This is a genomic window from Pseudomonas sp. R45(2017), from assembly GCF_002112305.1.
Taxonomy (GTDB): Bacteria; Pseudomonadota; Gammaproteobacteria; order Pseudomonadales; family Pseudomonadaceae; genus Aquipseudomonas; species Aquipseudomonas paraglycinae.
The window spans coordinates 1-16,567 of record NZ_NEHH01000007.1; the positions used below are offsets into that span (position 1 = coordinate 1).

Sequence of the window (16,567 nt, forward strand, 5' to 3'; positions counted from 1 at the left end):
CAACCGGTTACCGTAGGCATCGCTGACAGCAGTCAGACGCCCAGCCCGAAAGTGATAAAACCGCGCCGAGTCCCCCGCCAGCGCAACAATCAGCTCCTCAGGCTCATCCCCGAGAAAGATCGCCGCTCGCGACAAGCTGTTGTGAATCGCCGGCCGCTCGACGCTCGGCAACGGAAACCGCGTGCGCCGGTTCTCGTGATCCACCCAGACCACCGAAGCGCCCTCGACCTCCAGCCGATGCGCCAGCGAGTGACTCCAGCCAAACCCTAGCCCGAAATCAATCTCGGCCGCGCTGCTGCGGTACAAGCGGCTGAACTCGAACGGCAGCAGCCCGTCGAGTACGCCGTCAGTCAGCGTCAGCAATTCCTCACCGGTGACCATCGACACCGGACACCCATTGGTGCAGGTCAGCGGCGCACAATCAGCGCTGTCACCGTTGGGGTTCTTCGCCTGATCCGGCGTGTCGTCATGGGGCTCGTCTTTTTTCAGGGAAGCATTACGCCGGGCATCCCAGCGCAATTGCATGCGGCCCTTTTTCACCCCGGCGGCGATGCCTCGTGCGGCGACGGTTTTGTACTGGTTCACGTAGCCGATGAAGGTGCTGACGATGCCGAACATCGCCTTCACCAGGCGCGCCACCGCCGACAGCAACTGAGCGCCACGATCCGCCAGACGCAAGGTCAGATACGCAATCCCCGCCCCAGCACCGACAAAGGTCAGCACAACGCCGATCAACACATCGATCAGCAGTTGAACCACCACCATCGATACCGCCTCGGCGGTTTTCCCGGCAATCACATTGGGAGGCAGCATTTCCAGCCAGAGGCTGGCAGTACGCAGCAACAAACACAGCGCCGCCTCGTCACTGACCAGTAACTGAAGCTTCTCCATCATTTCAGGCGCTGTTTCTGCCAACGCGATCAGCTGTGCGGCGCCACTGCCCAACCGCTCGGCAAACTTTCCGGGATCCTGGAGAATCTCCGACAGCAACCCGATGCTGTCCCACACCCCCTCGATCGCCGCCCAGCTCCCGGCCAGCATGCCGTTCCCTGCCGCAGTGGCCACCGACTGCGACCACTGCGGCTTGAAACCCTGCCATTCGCTGCGCAGCCAACCATCCAGCTGCCGGGTCAGGCCAGCGTAGGATTCGAACAGCGCATCAACCTGCTTCTCGCTGGCCTCGCCGTGCACCACCACCCGGTAGAACTTGCCCGCCTCACCGGTGAACTCCCCTTTGCCCTGAGCATTGAGGGTGACCGACTCGACTGCACCGCCCTCCACCGCCACCACATCGACAACGATGTCGCCCAACGGAATGTCGTACGCCGACTCGAACTTGCTCTCGATCTCCATCGGCCCGCTTTCCGGGCATTGCACGACCGCAGAAGAAAAACGGCCGTCGTCTATCGCAACCGCCGTGCTGCGCTCGCCGAAACGGATGATCCGCTCCATCCCCATCAGCGACGGCAGATCGGCCGTATGACTGACAGTGTCTGCCGAGCGGATGAGCCAGTGCTTTAGCTGTTCGCGATAGAGATCGAGGGTGCGGGGAAAGCTGTCGAGTTCTTGCTCGATGCGGGTGACGGCATCCATCAGCGCATTCCCATGCGCATGGCGAAACGAAAAACCGGGTCAAACATGTGCGTTCCCTCGCGCAAAAATCAGGCGAGGGACTTTGCGGGGGATCAAACAGAAAAGAAGTCAGGCGAGTAGGCGGAGGATGTAGGAGAAGTCTGTAACTGATCTTTATCGAACTGCAGACGCAAAAACGGGGCGGGAGGTTTCCCTCACGCCCCGTTCACGGAACAGATGATTTGCTTATCGAGAAGCGTCTCGGCCGGCCAGCTCTTTCAACTTGAGCTCCGCCAACGGATGCCCGGCCTTCGCGGCCATGGTCCACCAGCGAGCGGCCTCCGAAGGATCTGGCGCTTTGCTCGGCGTACCTGCAAGACTGATGACACCGACTTGATACGCCGCCTTGCCATCCCCGGCCAGCGCAGCCAGTCGCAACAACCGCACACCTTCTTCACGTGCGCCCAGGCCAACCCCGCGAAACGTCAGGATGTGCCCGTAAAAACTTTGCGCACCGACATCGCCCAGGTTGGCCATGCGTGCTAACTGTCCTTCGAGCCAGCGCCAGCCGCGGGGCTGACGGACAAACCACGACCAGTGAAACAGCCTACGGGCCAGCCAGTAACTTGCCCGCGCCTTGAGTCGTAAAAACACTCAGGCCTCCGCCGATTCCGGGTACTCGTACTCAAACACCCGCACCACTTCCGAAGCATGCCAGGAGGCGGCGGCAACGCCGTCGGACGGCCCGGAAAAGCGCCCCAGACGCTCGACACACTCAAAGAAACCGGTGCGTGGCAGGCGGCTGGCACCCTGGCTGATCACCAGCGAGCTGCGCAACGGTTGTTCGGCTTTCGCGTCCAGTGCGGCGAGATGCTCAAGTGCCGCGGTCAATGTCTGCATGGCCGGCGTGGGCAGTTGCAGGCGTTCAAGCAAGGCTCGATAAGTCAAAAGATGGCGCTGCCTGCGCGCCTGATCCAGCTCCCCCAGCAATCCGTCCCAATGTTGACGACTGATGCGTACGCTCACGATTGTTCCCTCCACCCTGGCACCGTCAACTCCCAGGCCAGGCTGCGGCGAATCGCGGCGTCGGGCAGACGCTCGCCACTTTCAATCATGGCCAGGTAAGACGGGCTGATGCCTACCGTGCGGGCCAGCGCCTCGATGGCGATGCCCTTCCCTTCGCGCAAACTGCGTAACTGATCCAGACCTGGAAGTATCGGGTCCGGGGTTGCCGCAAGCGGCGCTGGAGCCGGTTGCGACGGTGCTTCGTTGATGCCTGCTGCTTTCAGTAGAGCCTGATACTGAGCCCATGGCAGAACCGCATATTCGGGCTCGCCATCGCGTGCAATTATCTGAATATCCATGACTACCCCGTAGGACAACAACACTTAGCGAGTCGGCACTTTTCCCTAGAAGTGTAATCCTAACAGCGGCCAAGGTCGTGGGGGGTATCTATCTGTGTACGAGGCTGTCGCGATTCAGGACTTTTTCGGCCCCTGAAGCTGAAGTTGCTCGGGTGTATCGGGCAGACGCTCGACCACTCTGAGCTTTTCCGGAGCCTGGCGCTGGCGCCACAGGCGGAAGGCATTCAGTTCATCGTCGAGGGTTTTCATCAGCCAAGCGAGGACGGCGATGTCATCGAGCATGCCGAACATGGGAATGAAATCCGGGATGGCGTCCACCGGACTGAGGAAGTACATCAGACCCGCCACCACCGAAACGATGGCCTTGGCGCTGATCGCACGGTACTCGCCGCGCCAGTACGCCAGACACAACGCCTGCAACAGACGCAGATCGTCCTTCAGCTTGCCGAGACGATTGCCCTGAGCGGCGCCTTTGCTGGCCACGGCGAACAACAAGGTCGGCAAGCGACCTCGAGCCAGCAGGCGTCCGGCCAAAGGCAGGAATCGGGCGAAATTCCACGGCGCTTTCATTTATTTCTCCCGTTGAAATGTTATCCACACAAATTGTGGATAACCTTGTGAACAGAGCTGCATTTCAGCGCTGAGAGCCCCGTTTCATAAGGGCTGCGCTCAGATCGGGCGTTTTTTACTCACATAAAAAATCCCAATATTTCATTGACTTGGCGGCCCCGGGCGTCTAGCGCGGGCAACCTTAAAGTCTAGGACTGCCATGACCGGCATCGGTTCGGTCTGTTTACGCCGACCATCGTCCAGATGCAACAACGCCCCGCATAAGCGAGGCGTTGTTGTTGAAACCGGCGCAGATTACTTGGCGGCGGCGTCTTCTTTGGCTGGATCCTTGATGGCCAGCAGTTCCAGGTCGAAAACCAGAACCGAGTTGGCCGGGATTGCCGGGCTCGGCGATTGTGCGCCGTAAGCCAGATCGCTAGGGATGTACAGCTTGTACTTCTCGCCAACGTGCATCAGTTGCAGGCCTTCTACCCAACCCGGGATCACACCGCTGACCGGCAGATCGATCGGGCTGCCGCGCTCGACGGAGCTGTCGAAAACGGTGCCGTTGGTCAGCTTGCCGGTGTAGTGAACGGTCACGACGTCGGTCGGCTTAGGCTGTGGGCCGTCGGCTTTCTTGACCACTTCGTACTGCAGACCGGAAGCGGTGGTGGTCACGCCGGCTTTCTTGCCGTTTTCTTCGAGGAATTTCTTGCCGGCGGCTGCCGACTCTTCGCTCATCTTGGCCATGCGCTCTTCGGCACGCTTTTGCAGCGCGGCGAAAGCTTCGACCAGTTCTTCATCTTTCAGCTTCTGTTCTTTCTTGCCGACGGCATCTTCGATGCCCTGGGCTACCGCTTTGGAGTCCAGATCATCCATGCCTTCCTGAGCAAGGCTCTTGCCCATGTTCAGGCCGATACCGTAGGAAGCTTTTTGCGCCGGGGTTTTCAGCTCTACGCTGGTCTGCGAATCACAACCCGCGAGTACCAGGCTAACCAGGGCAACCGCCGCCGCCAACCGATGCTGTTTCATGCTATTTCCTTGTTCATGCGCCGAAAGGGCAATCGAGTAAAGCCGCGAGCTTATCAGGCCGCCACGACCAATGGCTACCGGCATGAGAGCAGGAATCTTCCGATAAGTTCAGGGATTAAAAAGCATTTGGCGAAAGGCACGATGAAGCTTCTGTCATCTTTCGCCGACAGCGATTGATGCCGCTTTCCACAACACTTGGCGTAATGGCCACTTGCCGCACAGGACTCGGCTCAGGCATAACAGCGCAACAACTCGACAAGGATGTTCATCTTGCGCCTCTTATACCGTGTGCTGACGCTGATCGTGGTGCTGCTGGGACTGGTCCTGGCGGTGGTTCTTTACTATGTCGCCAATCCGAGATTGCCCTTCCCTGCGCCCGCAAAACAGGTGCATTACCTGAACCAGTGGACTGAGCAAGAGCGCCAGACCTACTACTTCACTCCGCAGGGAACGCAGGTCAAAGGCCTTCGTTACGAATGGTTTCAGGCGCTGGAGCTGCCATTCTCGCAGCAACGTTTTGCCTCCCCGGAATACCTCGCGCGCTTCGGCTTTCTGATCGATCCGCAGCAGAAAGCCACGCCGGACAACCCGGGGAATCTGCCGGTAGGTTTCGCCCGGCACCAGAATCCCGGCAGCGCCGAGCAATATCTCGACATCACGTGTGCGGCCTGCCACACCGGTGAACTGCACTTCAATGGCCAGGCAATCCGTATTGACGGCGGCTCGGCCCAGCATGTGTTGCCCTCCAGCGTTCCTACATTGCGCGGCGGCAGTTTCGGACAGGCATTGGTCGCCAGTCTCACCTCGACTTACTACAACCCGTGGAAATTCGAACGCTTCGCTCGCCACGTGCTGGGCAACGACTACGACGCCCGCCACGAACAACTGCGCAAAGACTTCAAACGCTCACTGAACACCTTCATCAAAGTGGCCTGGAACGACACGCACCGTGGCCTCTACCCCACCGAAGAAGGCCCGGGGCGCACCGATGCGTTCGGGCGTATCGCCAACGCGACCTTCGGCGATGCGATCTCCCCGAGCAATTACCGCGTGGCCAACGCCCCGGTGGATTACCCGCAGCTTTGGGACATGTGGACATTCGACTGGGTGCAGTGGAACGGTTCGGCGCAACAACCTATGGCGCGCAATATCGGCGAGGCGCTGGGCGTCGGCGCCACCCTGAACTTCTTCGACGCCAACGGCCAGCCTCTGCAAGGCGATGAGCGCTATGCCTCCAGCGTACGTGTGCGTGATCTGCACACGATCGAAGAAACCCTGCAAAAACTGCGACCGCCAGCCTGGCCTGAAGAGGTACTTGGGCTCGTCGACAAACCCTTGGCAGCCAAGGGGCGAGCCCTGTTCGCCGAGAATTGCGCCGGGTGCCACGTACCGCGCCAGACCCAGGACGGCGAACGCTGGGTGCAACATCTGCACATGCTCCCGGTGGACGTCATCGGCACCGACCCGAACGCCGCCAACAACATTGCCAATCACCGTTTCGACCTGACCGCCCTGCAATGGAACCCGGCGGAACTCGAACAAATGGACGTGAAGTTGCACCCCAAACCCAAGGAACCGCTGGACCTCAGCCAGCTGTCAGTGGCCAAGGGACTGGCTTACGTCACCGCCTTCGTGGAAAACCGTGCGTACCGTGAAGCGGGCGTCACCGCCGCCGAAAAACCACAGCTCGACGGCTTCGGTCTGCCGATCGGCGTTCGCGAAAAAGTCGCCTACAAGGCGCGTCCGCTTGCCGGCGTATGGGCCACGGCCCCGTTCCTGCACAACGGCTCGGTGCCGAGCCTTTATCAGTTGCTGTCGCCTCAGGACGAGCGCGCCACCACCTTCTATAAAGGCACCTTCGAATACGACCCGCGCCATCTGGGCTACCGCACCGAAGCCTTCACCAACGGTTTCCTGTTCGACACCCGCATCACCGGCAACCACAACAGCGGCCACGAATTCCGCGCCGGCGAGCGCGGCAACGGCGTCATCGGCCGACTGCTGCAGCCAGAAGAGCGCTGGGCGCTGCTGGAATACCTGAAAGTGCTGGGCGGCCCGCTGGAGGCGCAACTGCCATGATCTTCAATTCCTTCACAAGACCTTCGATACTGGCGCGTTTCTGGCTCTGGCTGGGACGGTTACTGGGTAAAACCCTGTTGATCCTGCTGGTGATCGGCCTGATCGGCTGGGCCCTGACCAGCGCGTGGTTCGCCTGGCAGCACCGTGGCCCGGTGTCGGCGCTGGAGCAGATTCCAGATGGCGAAGCCGCCATGACCCAGGACGTGATTCAGACCGCCGTGCGCATCGTCGATCAGCACCGCGAAAGCACCCGCTACCTGCGCGATGCACATGCCAAGGCTCATGGCTGCGTGAAGGCCGATGTGCAGGTGTTGCCGGATCTGGCTCAGGAATTGCGCCAGGGCGTTTTCAGCGAACCGGGCAAGCTGTGGAAAGCGACGATGCGCCTGTCCAACGGCAACGCCTATCCGCAATTCGACAGCATCCGCGATGCCCGGGGCATGGCGCTCAAATTGCTCGATGTGCCGGGCAAGCAGTTGCTGGGGGACCGTCAGGGGCTGCACGAGCAGGATTTCGTGATGTTCAGTCACCCGAACTTCTTTGTCAGCGATGTCGCCGAGTATCGTCAGAATGTGGCGGCGCAGGCTGACGGCAAGAAGGTCATGGCGTTTTTTCCGGGGTGGGATCCGCGCAGCTGGCAGATCCGCCATCTGTTCATTGCATTGGCAACCCTATCGCCACCGCCGGAAAGCCCGACCCGCACGACCTATTTCTCGGTATCGCCCTACAAGTTCGGCGAGGCCAATGCCAAATTCCGGGTGATGCCGGATCCGGAGCGCTGCCCCGCTTATACCTTGCCGAAACAGAACCAGGATCTGCCGAACTTCCTGCGCAATGCGCTGAATCAACAGCTGTCCACCGACCGGATTCCGGCGTGTTTCGTTTTGCAAATTCAGCGGCAGGACGCGAACAAGTACATGCCGATCGAAGACACCAGCATCGAATGGCGCGAGCAGGACAGCCCATTCCAGACAGTGGCGCGGATCACCCTGCCCCCGCAGGACTTCGACACCCCGGCGCTGAACCTGCAATGCGACAACCTTTCCTTCAACCCTTGGTTCGGCATCGAGGCCCATCGCCCGATTGGCGGGATCAACCGCCTGCGCAAGGCGGTGTATGAAGCGGTCAGCGATTACCGCCACAGCCGCAACTCGGCGCAATAGCAGCGCCAGAAACGAAAAAAGCGACCTTCAAAGGTCGCTTTCTCATGTTCAGGCCGGCAAAAGCCAAATCCCGGACAGCAAAAAGCCCGCGCTAGGCGGGCTTTCTGTGGTGATCTGGCGTTCAGTGTTCCAGATTACCGAATATGGCGCAGCGGACGGGACTCGAACCCGCGACCCCCGGCGTGACAGGCCGGTATTCTAACCGACTGAACTACCGCTGCGCGAAACGCTTGAAACGAATGGTGGGTGATGACGGGATCGAACCGCCGACATTCTGCTTGTAAGGCAGACGCTCTCCCAGCTGAGCTAATCACCCTTCGCTTCGTTACGGGGCGCATTATGCCACAGATTTTCGTAATGTGTTGATTTAATTGAAGTTTTTTTCAAATAAATCCGAAAACCGTGAAACGACACATCCCGCATGTACAACTCGAGGCAGAAAAAAACCCGCCTTGGCGGGTTTTTCCGTGGTGACCTGGCGTTCAGTGTTCCAGGTTACCGAATATGGCGCAGCGGACGGGACTCGAACCCGCGACCCCCGGCGTGACAGGCCGGTATTCTAACCGACTGAACTACCGCTGCGCTAAACACTTGAAACGAATGGTGGGTGATGACGGGATCGAACCGCCGACATTCTGCTTGTAAGGCAGACGCTCTCCCAGCTGAGCTAATCACCCTTCGCTTCGGTGTGGCGCGCATTCTACGGAGCGACCCAACCTCTGGCAAGCACTTTTTTAAATAATTTTCTCAGCCCTTCCAAAGGCTTAGAGAAGGGTTGGCCTATGACCCGGCGAAGACAATAATGCCCCCCTTTGTATAAAGGAGAGACTCACCCCATGTGGTTCAAAAACCTGCTTATCTATCGCCTGACCCAAGACCTGCCTGTCGATGCCGAGGCGCTGGAAACTGCACTGGCCACCAAACTGGCGCGTCCATGTGCAAGCCAGGAGTTGACCACCTACGGTTTCGTCGCGCCGTTCGGCAAGGGCGAAGATGCTCCACTGGTGCACGTCAGCGGTGACTTCCTGCTGATCTCCGCCCGTAAAGAAGAACGCATCCTGCCGGGCAGCGTCGTGCGTGACGCGGTCAAGGAAAAGGTCGAAGAGATCGAAGCCGAGCAGATGCGCAAGGTCTATAAGAAGGAGCGCGATCAGATCAAGGATGAAATCATCCAGGCCTTCCTGCCGCGCGCCTTTATCCGCCGCTCGTCGACCTTCGCCGCCATCGCGCCGAAACAGGGTCTGATCCTGGTCAACTCGGCCAGCCCGAAACGCGCCGAAGACCTGCTCTCCACCCTGCGTGAAGTGATCGGCACCCTGCCGGTTCGCCCGCTGACCGTGAAAACCGCGCCGACCGCCGTGATGACCGAATGGGTCACCACCCAGCAAGCCGCCCCGGACTTCTTCGTGCTGGACGAATGCGAACTGCGCGACACCCACGAAGACGGCGGCATCGTGCGTTGCAAGCGTCAGGACCTGACCAGCGAAGAAATCCAGCTGCACCTGAGCACCGGCAAGGTGGTGACTCAACTGTCGCTGGCCTGGCAGGACAAGCTGTCGTTCATGCTCGACGACAAGATGACCGTCAAGCGCCTGAAGTTCGAAGATCTGCTGCAGGATCAGGCGGAACAGGACGGCGGCGACGAAGCCCTCGGCCAACTGGACGCCAGCTTCACCCTGATGATGCTGACGTTCGGCGACTTCCTGCCGGCGCTGGTTGAAGCACTGGGCGGCGAAGAGACTCCGCAGGGGATCTAAGCCTCTGCGCAGTCTTTGGGTTATCTTCAAACGCCACCGCTTCGGTGGCGTTTTCACATAATAAGGAACAGGCCATGCGCGCACTGGCTGCACTGAGTCGTTTTGTCGGCAACACCTTCGCTTACTGGGTTCTGATTTTCGCGATGATCGCGTTCCTGCAACCGGCCTGGTTCCTCGGCCTCAAAGGCGCGATCGTGCCGTTGCTCGGGCTGGTGATGTTCGGCATGGGCCTGACCCTCAAACTCGACGACTTCGCCGCCGTCGCCCGCCATCCGTGGCGTGTGGCGCTGGGCGTGGTCGCGCATTTCGTGATCATGCCGGGGATGGCATGGCTGCTGTGCCAGATCTTTCATCTGCCGCCGGAAATCGCCGTCGGCGTGATTCTGGTCGGTTGCTGCCCAAGCGGCACCTCATCGAACGTCATGACCTGGCTGGCCCGTGGCGACCTTGCGCTGTCGGTGGCCATCGCCGCCGTCACCACCCTCCTCGCCCCGCTGCTGACCCCGGCGCTGATCTGGCTGCTGGCCTCGGCCTGGTTGCCGGTTTCGTTCATGGAGTTGTTCTGGTCGATCCTGCAAGTGGTGCTGCTACCAATTGTCCTCGGCGTGGTCGCGCAACGCGTGCTCGGTGACAAGGTCCGCCACGCGGTGGAAGTGCTGCCGCTGGTGTCGGTGGTCAGCATCGTGATCATCGTTGCCGCCGTGGTTGCTGCCAGTCAGGCGAAGATCGCCGAATCCGGCCTGCTGATCATGGCCGTGGTGATGCTGCACAACAGTTTCGGTTATCTGCTGGGTTATTTCACAGGGCGCCTGTTCGGCCTGCCGCTGCCGCAGCGCAAGTCCCTGGCGCTGGAAGTCGGCATGCAGAACTCGGGGTTGGGGGCTGCGCTGGCCAGTGCACACTTCTCGCCGCTGGCGGCGGTGCCGAGCGCGCTGTTCAGTGTGTGGCACAACATTTCCGGGGCGCTGCTTTCGACGTACTTCCGACGGATGAGCGAAAAACAAGACCGTGAGACTCTGGCGCAACAGGCGGCCGACTGATCCCGGATCAAGGCGCGGCGCACAATTTTCGGTAGTATGTGCGCCACGCGGGGACGACCCTGCGGCTCAATCGAGTTTTCAATCTGGGGACGGCCCCGTCAATCGATGGAGGTTTTTCATGTCCTGGATCATTCTGTTTTTCGCCGGCCTGTTCGAAGTCGGCTGGGCCGTCGGCCTGAAATACACCGACGGTTTCACCCGTCCGCTTCCGACCGTTCTCACCGTTGCCGCCATGGCAGTCAGCCTTGGCCTGCTGGGTCTGGCAATGAAGGAATTGCCACTGGGCACGGCCTATGCGATCTGGACTGGCGTCGGTGCCGTGGGCACGGTGATTGCCGGGATCATTCTGTTTGGCGAATCGATGGCGTTGATTCGCCTGGCCAGCGTGGCGTTGATCGTCACCGGGTTGATCGGGCTCAAGGTCAGCGCCTGATTCACTGCCGCTATCGCGAGCAGGCTCGCTCCCACAGTAGTTCTGCATTTACAGTTCCAATGTGGGAGCGAGCCCGCTCGCGATAAGGCCCGCACAATCAACAGCTACCTGACTGTCCCGCGCAATTCCCCGACCAACGCCTGCAACTCCGCTGGCTGCGCTGCTTCAACAGCAACCGGCGAACCCGCCACCAGCGTCACCCGCGACCACAAGCGCCGGAACACTCCCTTGTTCGGATCGCGGCTGAAGAAACTTCCCCACAACCCCTGCAACGCCAGCGGAATCACCGGCACCGGTGTCTCTTCGAGAATCCGCGTCAGCCCGCCCTTGAACTCGTTGATCTCGCCATCAGCGGTCAACTTGCCTTCCGGGAAGATGCACACCAGCTCACCGTCCTTCAGATACTGGGCAATCCGGGTGAAGGCTTTTTCGTAGATCTGGATGTCTTCCTGACGTCCGGCGATAGGAATCGTCCCCGCCGTGCGGAAGATAAAGTTCAGCACCGGCAGGTTGTAGATCTTGTAGTACATGACAAAACGAATCGGCCGACGCACCGCGCCGCCAATCAGCAACGCATCGACGAACGACACGTGGTTGCACACCAGCAACGCAGCGCCCTCATCGGGAATCGCCTCAAGGTTGCGATGCTCGACGCGGTACATCGAATGGCTGAGCAACCAGATCATGAAACGCATGCTGAACTCGGGGACGATCTTGAAGATGTAGGCGTTGACGCCGATGTTGAGCAGCGACACCACCAGAAACAGCTGCGGAATCGACAGCTTGACCACGCTCAACAACACGATGGTGACAATCGCCGAGATCACCATGAACAGCGCGTTGAGAATGTTGTTGGCCGCAATTACCCGCGCCCGCTCGTTCTCGGCAGTGCGCGACTGGATCAACGCGTACAGCGGCACAATATAGAAACCGCCGAAGATCCCGAGGCCCAGCACATCGATCAACACCGCCCAGGCATGGCCGAAACTCAGCACTTCGGTCCAGCTATGGCCAACAGCGCTTTCTGGAATTCCACCGGAATGCCACCACAGCAACAGCCCGAAAACCGTCAGGCCGAACGAGCCAAACGGCACCAGGCCGATCTCGACTTTGCGTCCGGATAGCTTCTCGCACAGCATCGAACCCAGTGCGATGCCGACCGAAAACACGGTAAGGATCAGGGTGACCACGGTTTCGTCGCCGTGCATCCATTCCTTGGCGTAGGCCGGGATCTGCGTCAGATAAATCGCCCCGACGAACCAGAACCACGAGTTGCCAACGATCGAGCGCGACACAGCAGGTGTCTGCCCCAGGCCGAGTTTCAGGGTCGCCCAGGACTGACTGAAGATGTTCCAGTTAAGGCGCATTTCCGGGGTCGCCGCCGCGGCGCGGGGAATGCTGCGACTGGCCAGATAACCCAGCACGGCGATGCCGACAATCGCGGCGGACACCACCGGCGCGTAATTGGCCGACGACATCATCACCCCGGCACCGATGGTCCCGGCCAGGATCGCCAGAAACGTGCCCATCTCCACCAGCCCGTTGCCGCCGACCAGTTCATCGTCGCGCAAAGCCTGCGGCAGGATCGAATACTTCACCGGCCCGAACAGCGCCGAGTGCGTGCCCATGGCGAACAGCGCCACCAGCATCAGCGACAGGTGATCGAACAGGAAGCCGACGGATCCCACGGCCATGATGGCGATTTCTGCGAGCTTGATCAGACGGATCAACGCGTCCTTGGCGAATTTTTCCCCAAACTGCCCGGCCAGCGCCGAAAACAGGAAGAACGGCAGAATAAACAGCAGCGCGCACAGGTTGACCCAGATCGAGCGGTCACCTTCGATGGTCAGCCGATAGAGAATGGCGAGGATCAGCGACTGCTTGAACACGTTATCGTTGAACGCGCCCAGCGACTGGGTAATGAAGAACGGCAGGAAGCGCCGGGTGCGCAGCAGGTTGAACTGTGAGGGGTGACTCATCTTCCGTGTGACCCTGTTGTTTTTGGAAAGAGAAGGTAGCGAGTGGCCTGGCTACGCTTATAAGAATCTCGAACCGCGATCCAGGCCACACATTACCTAATCTTTGCAGGTTATTTCTTCAAACCTGCAATGCACGGTGAAACAAACAGCTCGCCGCGCCATGCACCTTGCAGCGTACGTTTACCGACGATCAGCCACATCACCGCCAGCAACGTCACCAGCACACAACCGACCACACTGAAGAACGTCAGGTGCAACGTGCTGCCCAGTTTCAGGGTTGCCAGCGAATAGACGCCCAACGGGAAGGTGAAGCCCCACCAGCCAAGGTTGAACGGGATGCCGTCACGCAGATAACGCACGGTGATCAACAGCGCCATCAACATCCACCACAGACCGAAGCCCCACAGCGTGATCCCGGCGACCAGGCCCAGGCCCGACGCGATTTCACCGATGCCCGACATACCGTTGGCTGCGAATATCGCTGGCGCGTCACCGCCCAGCAGCAACATGCCCAGAGCACCGGTGCCGATCGGCCCCAAGGCCAGCCAGCTGGATGCCGCCATGTTTTCGTGGGGCAGTTTGTGCAAGGCCATGCGCAACAAAAGAATGGTCAGAATGCTGAACGCCACGGGTAAGGAAAAAGCCCACAGCACGTAGCTCGTCACCAGCACCACCAGTTGCGAGTGGGCATCGGCCAGATGCGGCGCCAGCAGTCCACCACTGGCCGCCGCCACTTCTGCCGCCACCACCGGCAGCAGCCAGACGGCGGTCATCTGATCGATGCTGTGTTCCTGACGGGTAAACATCATGTAGGGGATCAGCACACCGCAGGCCAGCGACATCGCTACGTCCAGCCACCACAGTACTTCGACGAGATGAATGACGCCCTCACCCCAGCGCGGCAGACCGAACAGCAGAAAACCGTTGATGATGGTCGCCAGCCCCATCGGAATGGTGCCGAAGAACATCGAAACCGTGGAATGGCCGAAGATCCGCCGCGCCTCGTCGAAGAACAGAATCCAGCGGGCGGCGTAGGCAACGGTAAACAGCACGAACAACAGAATGTTGAACAACCACAGCCCTTCGGCCACGGCGTGCAGGCCGGGAATGGACAACGGCAATTGCGCCAGCGCCAACGCAAGCACACCGGTGCCCATAGTGGCGGCGAACCAGTTCGGGGTGAATTGGCGAATCACTTCACGCGGGTGCTGAAGCTGGCTGAATGGCTTGATGCCGGGTTTGGCGCTGTTGGGGCAAATCATCATGAACTCCTGTCCTCTGGTGAGGTTGAGCTCATGGTAGAACCGAATCGAATATCTATATAACGGGTAATATCTCTAACTGTTATCTGTTTTGCAGATATGAAGTCAGACACTGCCTTCGGTTTCGATCACCAGAATCCGAGCCGCACCCTGAGGATGAGCGACGTGTTCTGTGCCGATGGACGCGTAGAAGATGTCGCCAACATCAAGCAAGACCTGCTTCTCCTCACCTTCTTCGCGATAGTGCATGAGCACTTTGCCGTCGAGCACCACAAACACTTCTTCACCGTCATTGACGTGCCATTTGTACGGCTGATCAGTCCAGTGCAGACGCGTGGTAATGCCGTTCATGTTGGCGATGTCGAGCGCGCCCCAGGCGCGCTCGGCGGTGAAGGTCTTGCTGCGGATGATCTTCATGCGTCGGTCCGTGAGAAGAAGGGGCTGGCCAAGGCTAACCGAATCCAGAGGTGTTATGGAGCGCTGCAGGTCTTGGCCGCTTGCGCGCGGAAACTCATCAGCAGCGCACCAACTGCCAGCACAATCAGCACCGCGCCATATACATCAGTGGTGGCCAGCAGGCCCACGCTATGGGTGAAGTGCCCGGCCAGCAACGCCGGCAGGCAGAACGCCAAGTAACTCAACACATAGAACGCCGACATCAAACCGGCACGCTCATGAGGCAACGCCAGCGGCACCAGGCTGCGCACCGCTCCGAGAAAACCAGAGCCAAAGCCACAACCAGCCACCAGCGTGCCGAAGAAGAACAGCGACAGACTGGCGCTGTGCACGCCCAGCAGAATCAGCACGATACCGGCCGGCAGCAGACTCGCCCCAAGTTGTAGCGCCCGAGAGGCGGGACGATTGCGCAAGGTGAAGATCATCAATGCACCGGTCACGGTCAGCGCCGCCACGGTCGCGCCGCCGATCAGGTTGGAGGTGGAGCCAGTGGCCGTGCGTACCAGAGACGGTGCCAGCGAGGCATAAAAACCGCCGAGCGCCCAGGTCGCGGTATTCAGCGGCAGTACCCGCCAAAGCGTCGAACGCGCCTGCACCGGCACATGCAGGGTCGGCCGCAACGAGGCCCATGCCCCGGCCTGCGGCGAGACGCTTTCCGGCAGACGCCAGACATAAATGCCCTGCAACACAAACAGCGCGAGCAGCAACCAATAGGTCAACTGCAACGGCGCCGGGGCGAACTCGGCCAGCAAGCCGCAACCCATGCCGCCCAATGCCATGCCCAGTAACGGCGCAACGCTGTTGATCAGCGGTCCTTGCTGGCGATCAGTGTCCAGCAGCGTCGCGCTCAACACCGCGGTGGCCATGCCGGTGGCGAAACCTTGCAGCACTCGCGCGCCGATCAGCCAGCCCACGCTGTCCGCGTAGATAAACAGCAGCATCGCCAGCGCATTGAGCGTCACGGCGGTGAAGATCACCGGTTTGCGTCCCAGGTGATCCGACAGCGAACCGACCGTCAGCAACGCGGCCAGCAGACTGAGAGCGTAGACGCCGAAAATCAGGGTCAATACCGCTGCCGAAAAATGCAGCTGATCCTGATACAGGTGATACAACGGCGTCGGCGCAGTGGAAGCGGCGAGAAAACTCAGTAAGGTGATCGCCAGAAACCACAGGCTGGAACGATGGGAAGCAAGGCTGGTCATGGGCACACTCCGCAAAAGCTAATTTTTTGCTTTTGCGGAGTGTGCTCTCGGCTTGCGCTTAAAGCAAATTCTTTGTGTTAAGGTCTGCCGCATGGCTATTAAAGAAGGTTTACGCCCTGGCGGTCGCAGTGCCCGGGTGCAGGAGTCGATTCACTCGGCAGTCCGCGCGCTTCTGCAAGAACAGGAGCGCTCGACGGTGACCGTCCCGCAAATCGCGGCGCGGGCCGGGGTGACGCCGTCGACGATTTACCGGCGCTGGGGAGATCTGGCGGCGTTGCTGGCTGATGTCGCCCTCGCCCGCATGCGCCCTGATAGTGAGCCGGCTGAAACCGGCAGCCTGCGTAGCGACATCCGCGCATGGGCCGAACAGTATCTCGACGAAATGAGTTCGGAGCCCGGACGCAACATGATGCGCGACGTGCAGGCGAGCGCGACGCCGGGCTATTGCGTAACGATCATCGGCGCGCAACTGCAGACCATCATCGAGCGCTACCCCAAGGAAACGGCGCCGAACGCGGATCGTCTGATCAATCTGGTGGTGTCCCCGGTGGTGTTCCGCATTCTGTTTTCGGCAGCGCCGCTGGAAGTCGAAGAACTGCACCGCTTGATCGACATCGCGCTCAAACCGGACTGACCCCAGAACTGCCCGGTTCTGTTCCTGCGACACCCCGCCGCGCCA

The 16,567-nt window shown here is 60.2% G+C and carries 16 protein-coding genes and 4 tRNA genes; 6 read left to right on the forward strand and 14 right to left on the reverse strand.

Translation table 11 applies throughout. From position 1 onward, the window contains the following. The 6 genes from CAF74_RS16750 to CAF74_RS16775 form a co-directional block, all read right to left on the reverse strand. Positions 1 to 1,593 (reverse strand): DUF6531 domain-containing protein (locus CAF74_RS16750; protein ID WP_256578386.1); only part of this gene is annotated, 1,593 nt, incomplete at its 3' end. A gap of 225 nt (positions 1,594 to 1,818) precedes the next feature. Beyond that, positions 1,819 to 2,226, reverse strand: a complete 408-nt coding sequence (locus CAF74_RS16755; protein WP_085747048.1) for an SEL1-like repeat protein — start codon at positions 2,224 to 2,226, stop codon at positions 1,819 to 1,821. Then, positions 2,227 to 2,598, reverse strand: coding sequence for a hypothetical protein (locus CAF74_RS16760; RefSeq protein WP_003223109.1), 372 nt, complete (start codon positions 2,596 to 2,598; stop codon positions 2,227 to 2,229). It lies immediately after the preceding gene. After that, positions 2,595 to 2,936 (reverse strand): helix-turn-helix transcriptional regulator, encoded by a 342-nt coding sequence (locus CAF74_RS16765; RefSeq protein ID WP_007950435.1) that lies wholly within the window; start codon positions 2,934 to 2,936, stop codon positions 2,595 to 2,597. Before CAF74_RS16765 ends, CAF74_RS16760 begins: the two co-directional genes overlap by 4 nt. A 114-nt stretch (positions 2,937 to 3,050) precedes the next feature. Then, entirely contained in the window at positions 3,051 to 3,506 is a 456-nt protein-coding gene (locus tag CAF74_RS16770) for a YkvA family protein (RefSeq protein ID WP_007950434.1), read from the reverse strand. Positions 3,507 to 3,800: 294 nt separating this feature from the next. Next, a complete protein-coding gene (locus CAF74_RS16775; RefSeq protein WP_007950433.1) occupies positions 3,801 to 4,517 on the reverse strand; it encodes an FKBP-type peptidyl-prolyl cis-trans isomerase in 717 nt (238 codons plus the stop codon). Positions 4,518 to 4,787: 270 nt separating this feature from the next. On the opposite strand from CAF74_RS16775, the gene CAF74_RS16780 reads away from it, so the two are divergent. Both CAF74_RS16780 and CAF74_RS16785 read left to right on the forward strand, forming a co-directional pair. After that, positions 4,788 to 6,596, forward strand: a complete 1,809-nt coding sequence (locus tag CAF74_RS16780) for a di-heme-cytochrome C peroxidase (protein ID WP_085747262.1) — start codon at positions 4,788 to 4,790, stop codon at positions 6,594 to 6,596. A gap of 26 nt (positions 6,597 to 6,622) precedes the next feature. After that, the gene (locus CAF74_RS16785) at positions 6,623 to 7,759 is read left to right on the forward strand and encodes a catalase family protein (protein ID WP_173940212.1); all 1,137 of its coding nucleotides are present in this window, start codon (positions 6,623 to 6,625) and stop codon (positions 7,757 to 7,759) included. A 144-nt stretch (positions 7,760 to 7,903) separates the two neighbouring features. Here the strand turns inward: CAF74_RS16785 and CAF74_RS16790 are convergent. The 4 genes from CAF74_RS16790 to CAF74_RS16805 form a co-directional block, all read right to left on the reverse strand. Continuing rightward, positions 7,904 to 7,980, reverse strand: a tRNA-Asp gene (locus CAF74_RS16790). Between the two features lie 19 nt (positions 7,981 to 7,999). Further along, positions 8,000 to 8,075: transfer RNA gene (locus CAF74_RS16795), tRNA-Val, on the reverse strand. A 189-nt stretch (positions 8,076 to 8,264) separates the two neighbouring features. After that, positions 8,265 to 8,341, reverse strand: a tRNA-Asp gene (locus CAF74_RS16800). A gap of 19 nt (positions 8,342 to 8,360) precedes the next feature. After that, positions 8,361 to 8,436 (reverse strand) — tRNA-Val (locus CAF74_RS16805). A 159-nt stretch (positions 8,437 to 8,595) separates the two neighbouring features. On the opposite strand from CAF74_RS16805, the gene rdgC reads away from it, so the two are divergent. The 3 genes from rdgC (at position 8,596) to sugE (ending at position 10,989) form a co-directional block, all read left to right on the forward strand. Beyond that, on the forward strand, positions 8,596 to 9,516 hold the full coding sequence (gene rdgC / locus CAF74_RS16810) for a recombination-associated protein RdgC (protein WP_007950430.1): 921 nt from the start codon (positions 8,596 to 8,598) through the stop codon (positions 9,514 to 9,516). Positions 9,517 to 9,590: 74 nt separating this feature from the next. Then, complete coding sequence (locus CAF74_RS16815) at positions 9,591 to 10,556, forward strand: bile acid:sodium symporter family protein (protein WP_085747050.1); 966 nt, start codon at positions 9,591 to 9,593, stop codon at positions 10,554 to 10,556. A gap of 118 nt (positions 10,557 to 10,674) precedes the next feature. Then, positions 10,675 to 10,989 carry a quaternary ammonium compound efflux SMR transporter SugE gene (sugE, locus tag CAF74_RS16820; RefSeq protein ID WP_039769847.1) on the forward strand — a complete coding sequence of 105 codons (315 nt, stop codon included), beginning with the start codon at positions 10,675 to 10,677 and terminating at the stop codon, positions 10,987 to 10,989. Between the two features lie 104 nt (positions 10,990 to 11,093). Here sugE and CAF74_RS16825 read toward each other — a convergent pair whose 3' ends face one another. The 4 genes from CAF74_RS16825 to CAF74_RS16840 all read right to left on the reverse strand — a co-directional run bounded on the left by CAF74_RS16825 (position 11,094) and on the right by CAF74_RS16840 (position 15,888). Beyond that, positions 11,094 to 12,968 (reverse strand): MFS transporter, encoded by a 1,875-nt coding sequence (locus tag CAF74_RS16825; protein WP_085747051.1) that lies wholly within the window; start codon positions 12,966 to 12,968, stop codon positions 11,094 to 11,096. Positions 12,969 to 13,078: 110 nt separating this feature from the next. Continuing rightward, positions 13,079 to 14,230: a TDT family transporter gene (locus CAF74_RS16830; protein ID WP_085747052.1), complete on the reverse strand. Its 1,152-nt coding sequence runs from the start codon at positions 14,228 to 14,230 to the stop codon at positions 13,079 to 13,081. Positions 14,231 to 14,335: 105 nt separating this feature from the next. After that, positions 14,336 to 14,647, reverse strand: a complete 312-nt coding sequence (locus CAF74_RS16835) for a cupin domain-containing protein (RefSeq protein ID WP_074687581.1) — start codon at positions 14,645 to 14,647, stop codon at positions 14,336 to 14,338. Between the two features lie 53 nt (positions 14,648 to 14,700). Next, positions 14,701 to 15,888: an MFS transporter gene (locus tag CAF74_RS16840; protein WP_085747053.1), complete on the reverse strand. Its 1,188-nt coding sequence runs from the start codon at positions 15,886 to 15,888 to the stop codon at positions 14,701 to 14,703. Between the two features lie 91 nt (positions 15,889 to 15,979). On the opposite strand from CAF74_RS16840, the gene CAF74_RS16845 reads away from it, so the two are divergent. After that, positions 15,980 to 16,522 carry a TetR/AcrR family transcriptional regulator gene (locus CAF74_RS16845; RefSeq protein ID WP_085747054.1) on the forward strand — a complete coding sequence of 181 codons (543 nt, stop codon included), beginning with the start codon at positions 15,980 to 15,982 and terminating at the stop codon, positions 16,520 to 16,522. Positions 16,523 to 16,567 lie beyond the last annotated feature (45 nt).

Excerpts from the sequence above, each read along its gene's own strand:
- CAF74_RS16765 (WP_007950435.1), bottom strand. The coding sequence starts at position 2,936 with ATGGATATTCAGATAATTGCACGCGATGGCGAGCCCGAATATGCGGTT.
- CAF74_RS16770 (WP_007950434.1), bottom strand. The coding sequence starts at position 3,506 with ATGAAAGCGCCGTGGAATTTCGCCCGATTCCTGCCTTTGGCCGGACGC.
- CAF74_RS16775 (WP_007950433.1), bottom strand. The coding sequence starts at position 4,517 with ATGAAACAGCATCGGTTGGCGGCGGCGGTTGCCCTGGTTAGCCTGGTA.
- rdgC (WP_007950430.1), top strand. The coding sequence starts at position 8,596 with ATGTGGTTCAAAAACCTGCTTATCTATCGCCTGACCCAAGACCTGCCT.
- CAF74_RS16815 (WP_085747050.1), top strand. The coding sequence starts at position 9,591 with ATGCGCGCACTGGCTGCACTGAGTCGTTTTGTCGGCAACACCTTCGCT.
- sugE (WP_039769847.1), top strand. The coding sequence starts at position 10,675 with ATGTCCTGGATCATTCTGTTTTTCGCCGGCCTGTTCGAAGTCGGCTGG.
- CAF74_RS16825 (WP_085747051.1), bottom strand. The coding sequence starts at position 12,968 with ATGAGTCACCCCTCACAGTTCAACCTGCTGCGCACCCGGCGCTTCCTG.
- CAF74_RS16830 (WP_085747052.1), bottom strand. The coding sequence starts at position 14,230 with ATGATTTGCCCCAACAGCGCCAAACCCGGCATCAAGCCATTCAGCCAG.
- CAF74_RS16835 (WP_074687581.1), bottom strand. The coding sequence starts at position 14,647 with ATGAAGATCATCCGCAGCAAGACCTTCACCGCCGAGCGCGCCTGGGGC.
- CAF74_RS16840 (WP_085747053.1), bottom strand. The coding sequence starts at position 15,888 with ATGACCAGCCTTGCTTCCCATCGTTCCAGCCTGTGGTTTCTGGCGATC.
- CAF74_RS16845 (WP_085747054.1), top strand. The coding sequence starts at position 15,980 with ATGGCTATTAAAGAAGGTTTACGCCCTGGCGGTCGCAGTGCCCGGGTG.